5 protein-coding genes and 1 pseudogene are annotated in these 6268 nt (G+C 69.2%); 5 read left to right on the top strand and 1 reads right to left on the bottom strand.

All coding sequences use genetic code 11. The features are described 5' to 3' along the window. The 4 genes from FrCorBMG51_RS24030 to FrCorBMG51_RS24015 all read left to right on the top strand — a co-directional run. Positions 1-587 (top strand): class I SAM-dependent methyltransferase (locus tag FrCorBMG51_RS24030; RefSeq protein WP_047225284.1); only part of this gene is annotated, 587 nt, incomplete at its 5' end. Positions 588-859: 272 nt separating this feature from the next. Then, positions 860-1177: an acyl-CoA-like ligand-binding transcription factor gene (locus FrCorBMG51_RS24025; protein ID WP_047225283.1), complete on the top strand. Its 318-nt coding sequence runs from the start codon at positions 860-862 to the stop codon at positions 1175-1177. A 243-nt stretch (positions 1178-1420) separates the two neighbouring features. Next, entirely contained in the window at positions 1421-3172 is a 1752-nt protein-coding gene (locus tag FrCorBMG51_RS24020; RefSeq protein WP_476742247.1) for a DHA2 family efflux MFS transporter permease subunit, read from the top strand. A 640-nt stretch (positions 3173-3812) separates the two neighbouring features. After that, entirely contained in the window at positions 3813-4340 is a 528-nt protein-coding gene (locus tag FrCorBMG51_RS24015; RefSeq protein WP_047225281.1) for an HtaA domain-containing protein, read from the top strand. 2 nt (positions 4341-4342) lie between these two features. On the opposite strand, the pseudogene FrCorBMG51_RS27680 reads toward FrCorBMG51_RS24015, so the two are convergent. Next, positions 4343-5265: pseudogene (locus FrCorBMG51_RS27680) on the bottom strand (MBL fold metallo-hydrolase). A 294-nt stretch (positions 5266-5559) separates the two neighbouring features. Here FrCorBMG51_RS27680 and FrCorBMG51_RS30115 point away from each other — a divergent pair. Further along, positions 5560-5928 (top strand): hypothetical protein, encoded by a 369-nt coding sequence (locus tag FrCorBMG51_RS30115; RefSeq protein WP_175648458.1) that lies wholly within the window; start codon positions 5560-5562, stop codon positions 5926-5928. Positions 5929-6268: the final 340 nt, after the last annotated feature.

Here is a 6268-nt window from a genome sequence, read left to right as displayed (position 1 = left end):
CCGATCTTGAAACAGTCCCCACCGTGCTGCACCTGGGCTGCGGTCTGGACACGCGTGTCCACCGCGTCGACCCCGGCCCCGGCGTGCGGTGGTTCGACGTGGACTATCCCGATGTGATTGACCTTCGCCGACAGATATATCCGTCGCGTGGGGGTTACGAGACGATCGGTGCGTCCGTCACCGATCCGTCCTGGTTGACGCAGGTGGCGGGTGATCTTCCTGTGTTGGTGGTCGCCGAGGGTCTGACGATGTATCTGAGGAAGAACGAGGGCGAGGCGCTTTTCCGGCGGATCGTGAACCGTTTTCCCGGTGGCCAGTTCGTCTTCGACGGGTTCAGCGGACGTGGCATTCGGATGCGGCGGTTCAACCGGGCGATCCGGGTTGCGGGGGCGACCGTCTCGTGGGGCATGGACGGTTGCGCGGAGCTTGAGGCGATTGATCGTCGGCTGCGGTGCGTGACAGCCACGGGCGCTTTCGACATCGACGGCTATGAGAAGCTGCCGACGGGCTACCGCCTGCTGGCCAGGGTGGCGAAGCTGTTCCCCGCGCTGAGAAGGATGGCGGTCTTCTACCGACTGGAGTTCTGACGGGTGCCGCCGCCCGGATCACACCGCGCTTCGGGCACCGGTACTCGCCTGGCCCAGGAGCCAGCCCGCTCGTAGCCGCCCTCGCTGTACCCACGGTTCGGCGGACGGTCGCCTGCGGGTGCTCGGCGCCGTCGGCGTCGGCGCAGTCGCGAGGTGCTGGCCGGCAGTACGGATGTGGGGGCGGTCTCGTTCCACGTCCCTGCGGACGGACGAGGTCATGCCGGTCGGGGTGCTGCCAGGACTTCGACGAGCCGGCTGGTGAACGCGTCGGGGTGGCTGACGAAACCGGCGTGGCCGCCGGGAAAGTCGACGAGTTCGACGCCGAGGAGGCGATCGCGGCCCGCGCCGGCGGCGACCCGGACGACCTGACGGTCCGGGTGCTCGCGGCGGCGGTGGCCGCCGTCACCCGGGTGGCGGCCGAGTACTGGCTGGACAACGACGAGGCTGTGTTCACCGACATCCTCCAGGTCGCGGTTCGCCAGGCCACCGGGATCATGGACAGCAGGACCGCGGACCGCGGAACCACAGACGACGGAAGTGCGGACGGCAGGGCACGGACGGTGAGAACGCAGCCGGAGGAACAGCCCTGACCGGCCATGCCGGCCGCCGGCACATCACAGGTCGAGCCCTGAAGGCGGCGTTGCAACAGGCGGCACGTTGCAACGGGCGGCTTCGCGACAAACAGCGTCAGGTGGGGCAGGCGCAGCCTGTTCTTGCGGTTTGTTCCGTGCTCTTACGGTTTGTTTCTGCGATTTGGCTGTTTTCGCGGCCCTTTTCCGCCGGAAGCTTTCTTCTTTCTCTTTTCTCGCCAGGAAGCTCCCAGCGCGTTGTCGATGAAGTCGAAGATCTCGTCGTCGGAGGCATCGGGCGCGGGCGCAGGGAGGCCGCTCGGCATGCTCCGGCTCGAGGCCGTCCGGACGGGCTCCGTTCCCGCTCCTGTCGGCGCCGTTCAGTGTGTCGAGCAGGGCGCGCAGGCAGGTGGCGACGGCCGTGCGCCCGTCATCGCCCGCGGTGGGGGCGGGCAGGTAGCAGTAGGTTCCCTCACCGTTGAAGAGCTCTTGATCTGTACGATAATTTGTACTGTCCAGTACATTTTTCGATACGAGATCGAGGTGCTCATGGTTCAGGAACAGGGCGACCGTCTGGATCCCGCGTTGCTGCGGCTGATCGGCGTGCTTCTGCTGGGCGGCCTGATGGGGCTGCTCGACGGCACGATCGTCAACGTCGGGGTCGACACCCTCGGGCGGTACTTCGGCACTTCGTTGAGCACGGTCGGATGGGTCGCCACCGGCTATCTGCTCGCGGTGACCGTGGCCATCCCGCTCAGTGCCTGGGCCACGGACCGGTTCGGCAGCCGGCGGATGTGGCTTGCGGGGCTGTCGGTCTTCCTCGTCGGCTCGCTCGCGAGCGGGCTGGCCCCCTCGATCGAAACTCTGATCATCTTTCGGGTGATCCAGGGCTTCGGGGGCGGCATGCTGGACCCGATCATGCTCACGCTGCTGGCGCGCACGGCGGGCCCTGCCCGGGTGGGGCGGGTGATGGGGCTGATGGGTGTCGTCATGCCGCTGGGTCCCGTCCTCGGCCCGATCGTCGGCGGTGTGATCATTCAGAGTCTGGACTGGCGGTGGATGTTCCTGGTGAACCTGCCGATCGGGCTGGTGGCGCTGGTGTTGTCGCTGCGGGTGGTGCCAGCCGATCCGCCGCGGGCCGAGCGCGCTGCCAGCCGGCTCGACGTTGTCGGGGTGGCGCTGCTGTGCCCGGCGTTCGCCATCCTCGTCTACGCGTTGTCGCAGGCCGGGGAGGATGCAGGCTTCGGCGCCACCCGGGTGCTGGTGACGCTGGCGGTCGGCGGTGGGCTGCTTGTCGGCTACGTCGTGTACGCGCTGCGGGCCCGCGGCGCGGCACTGATCGATCTGCGGTTGTTCACCAACCGTGGTTTCAGCGCGAGCGTCACGGTGATGGCGATCACCGGGGTGATGTTGTTCTCGATGCTGTTCCTGGTGCCGTTGTACTACCAGCAGGTTCGTGATCACGAGGTGTTGGCGGCCGGGTTGTTGCTCTCGCCGCTGGGTGTGGGTTCCTTCATCGCGATGCCGATCGCGGGACGGCTCAGTGACCGGGTCGGCACCCGGGCGCTGGTGCCGGCCGGCGCGTTCGTGATCGCGCTGAGCATGCTGGTGTTCACACAGGCCGGGCCGCACACCGGCGAGGTTGGTCTTGCGGTGTCCGTGTTCGGGACGGGGCTGGGGCTCGGTTTCGTGGGTGCTCCGACCATGGGGGCGCTGTACCGGACGTTGCCCGCGGAGTCGGTGGCGCAGGGGACGTCCGCGCTGTACGTGCTCAACCAGTTGGGTGCTTCGCTCGGTATCGCGGTCGTGGCGCTCATCCTGCAGAGTCGGGCGTCGGACGGGGCATCCGTCGAGACCGCGTTCCACCCGGCTTTCTGGTGGGTGTTCGCCGGGGCGCTCGCGGTGCTGGCGGCGGGCTGGTTCCTGCCGGGTCGGCCCGCGCGGCTGCCCGCCNCCGCGCGGCTGCCCGCCGCCGTCGTCGAGCCGAACATCAGCCAGCCCGTCCAGACTTCGTGACCTGCGGGTGGGCGGCGGGACGCCGGGCCCCACCGCCTACCAACCAGCGGTCGAGGTGATCACCAGTGGCCGGCCCGGCTGGCCTTTTCGGTGGCTTTTCCCGGTACCCGCGTCCCGCGTGCGCGTGCTGGTCAGCCGGTGGCCAGTTCGTCTTCGACGGGTTCAGCGGACGTGGCATTCGGATGCGGCGGTTCAACCGGGCGATCCGGGTTGCGGGGGCGACCGCGGCGCGGCCGTCTGCTCCGAGGGCCGTACCGCGTGGTTGCCTGGTGGCTACGCTCACTTCAGGCAGACGCTGCGAGTAGATGTCACGATCCTGTTCGGGGCCTCTGGCGGCACAGCCATGAGGCGCTGACCGAGAACACGGATACGGAGGCGGTCGAGGCGATGGTGGCCGCCGGCACTGTCTCGCGCCGGGGCGCCGCGTTCCGTGGCCGACGTCGGATATCGCTGATCAGTGTCCGTACCGTCTGGAGCCTTACCGCCGAAGGGAGCCCGTGAGCATGAAATTAGGTGATCTCGCTGAGCGTCCGGCGACGCCGGCGCGTCGGGTCGCTGTCCTCGAGCTGTTGACCGGCGGCCGTGTGACGGAGGCGCCGTCGTCAGGGCGGTATGGCGCCGGGCGCTGCGAGGTGGCCCGGTGAGCGCGGCGGAGCCCCTGCTCGGCCTGCGGTGGGGGATCAAGGCGACCTTTCTCACCTACATCGCCCGGATGCCCGACGGTCAGGGCAGCATCAGCGGCGGCGCGCAGCCCGCCGNNNNCGGCGGCGCGCAGCCCGCCGAGAACGACGAGTTCGTCTTCGAGCCGGATCCGTCGGCCGCGGTACCCGAGGGCGTCGACGGTTTCTGGGCGTTCCGCGGCGATGTCCGTTTCCAGGGCCATTTCGGGCTGCTGTACGTGCGGATCGCCGACCCGCACGTGGTGCTGCGCGGCACGGAGGCCGAGCTGAACGTCGTCGAGCCGTTCGAGTCCGAGACGAAGCCGAGGATTCCCCTGGTGCGGTTCACCCCGCGGCCCGGCACGGCGCCGCCCGGCCTGCGGACCTGGGAGGCCGAGGACGTGCGGCTGCTGGCCGAGGGGGCCGGGCTGTTCAACAACGTGTACTCCGTGGGGGAGCCGTTCGAGCCGCTGAGCATCACCCTGCCGGCCACCTCCCAGACGGGATGATCTCATCCGGACGGGATGAACTCGTGTAGCCAGTCCCGTCGGGGAGAACCCGCCAGCCAGTCCCGCGCGGGAGGGTGGTGCGGCGTGCGGACGTGCAGGCGCCCGCCGCGTTCCTCGACCGCGCGGGTGCGCCGCATCTCCGCGAGCAGGTCGGCCGCCAGCGTCTCGGCATCCGTGTCGAACATCTTGCTCGCATGGTCGACGAGCCACGGCTGCCGCGCCAGGTAGGTGTCGACGTCGTCCAGCGGGATGCCGTCACGGATCATCAGGGCGAACGCGAAGATGCGTTTGCAGGCGTGCCATCCGGCGCGCTGCGGGTCCGCGCGCATGCGTTCGTACCGTGCGTGCGCCGCCGCGAAGACCGCGGGCGGGTCGAGGATGGGGCCGCCGTGGCCGGGCAGGGCCGTGCGCACGGCGAGCCGGCTGAGCCTCGCCACGGTGTCGAGTGCGACATCGATCGCGGCCGGGCCGTCCAGGGCGAGGTTGAGCCAGCCGACGTCGTCGGCGTGGATGGCGTCCCCGAGGACGAGCAGCCGCTCCTGCGGCTCGTAGAAACTGAGGTGGTGCGGTGTGTGCCCGGGAGTGGGCACCACCTCCCACTCCGACGGCCCGGCTCGCAGCGTCTGCCCGGCCTCGAGAGCGTGGTCGACGTGGTATCGCTCGACCGGCTGGTCGANNNGACCGGCTGGTCGAGCCATGCGGACAGGCACGCGTCCGCCCGCCGGCTGTTGATCGCCTGGGCGTCCTCGCGGGCGGCGGCGACCGCGATCCCGTGGACGTCCCGCAGGCGGGTGTTCACGCCGACGTGGTCGCTGTGCCAGTGGGTGTTCACGACCAGTTCGACGTCCGTGATGCCGATGCCGGCCGTGGCCAGCGCGTCCTCGATACGCGAGGTGTCGCTGCCGAACCCGGAGTCGAAGATCACGCGAGATCCGTCACTGGTCGCGATCACGTTGGCGCTGGGGAAACCCACCGCCAGGAAGTGCAGCCAGCCAGGTATGCGCAGGGAATCTGACGGCACGGCGTTCCCCCTTCCGGCGGCGACATCGCCTTCGGCCCTCCCGCGCCTCCGAGCCCGCGGTATCCAGGCTCGGACGTTCGTACTTGGACGACCGATAGTTGGAGGCCCAAATAATAGTAGTCATCCGCGCCTCATGGAAGATCCCGGAACCCGCGTCCCACCCGGCTCCAGCGTGCGTTCACCAGCCAGGAACTGCCGGTGACGATGCTCCTGGTCGAGCGGGCCGAGGCGTCCAGGGTGAAGGTCCGGCTGGTGAAGGATCCGGTCACGCAGGCACTCGAGGACGCGTGGGCTCTCGTCAGGACCAGGAGCCTGCCCGCGGCGGCGCGAACCCACGTGCTGCCCAGTTGTCACCGCCCGCCGGGGCGGCCGGCAACGCAGTCGTCACCGGCCGCCCGGGCGGCATCGCGGGAGAACGGCGGTGCCGCCTACCGGCCGCCGGCGGTCAGCTCGTCGGCAGGCGCCCGCAGAGTCGTCGTCCTGCCTGTCCCGCGGAGGGGCGTAGACGGTGAAGGCGTAGACGGTGAAACAGCCCAGCTGATCGATGAGCCCTGGTACCTCGGGTAGCCGCGACGACGCTGGGATCATGTGGCCGGTCTCTGGCTGGCAGGGCCGGTGGTGTCGAACCGGCGGCTCATCGATCGTCACTCTCGATGGGGATGGCGGGCTGGGCGCGTTCTATTCGCTACCGTACGCATCCGCCGTATACCGGTTGATGATCAAATGTGTCGAGGCGCCGGACGGCCACTGCTGATCTGGGTGTGGCTGCTCTGTCATTTCTGTCGTTGTCGATCGCCGTTAGGTGATGAAATATCCGAATAGCGAGTTATACTCGTACACATGTTCGATTCCACAGTGGCCGCTGTCGCCACCGAGGCCACCGCGGCCGTGCCCGCCACCGCCACCG

Source organism: Protofrankia coriariae, assembly GCF_001017755.1.
GTDB lineage: Bacteria > Actinomycetota > Actinomycetes > Frankiales > Frankiaceae > Protofrankia > Protofrankia coriariae.
The sequence above is the reverse complement of the archived record's forward strand: the minus strand, read 5'-3'. Positions and strand labels throughout refer to the sequence as shown.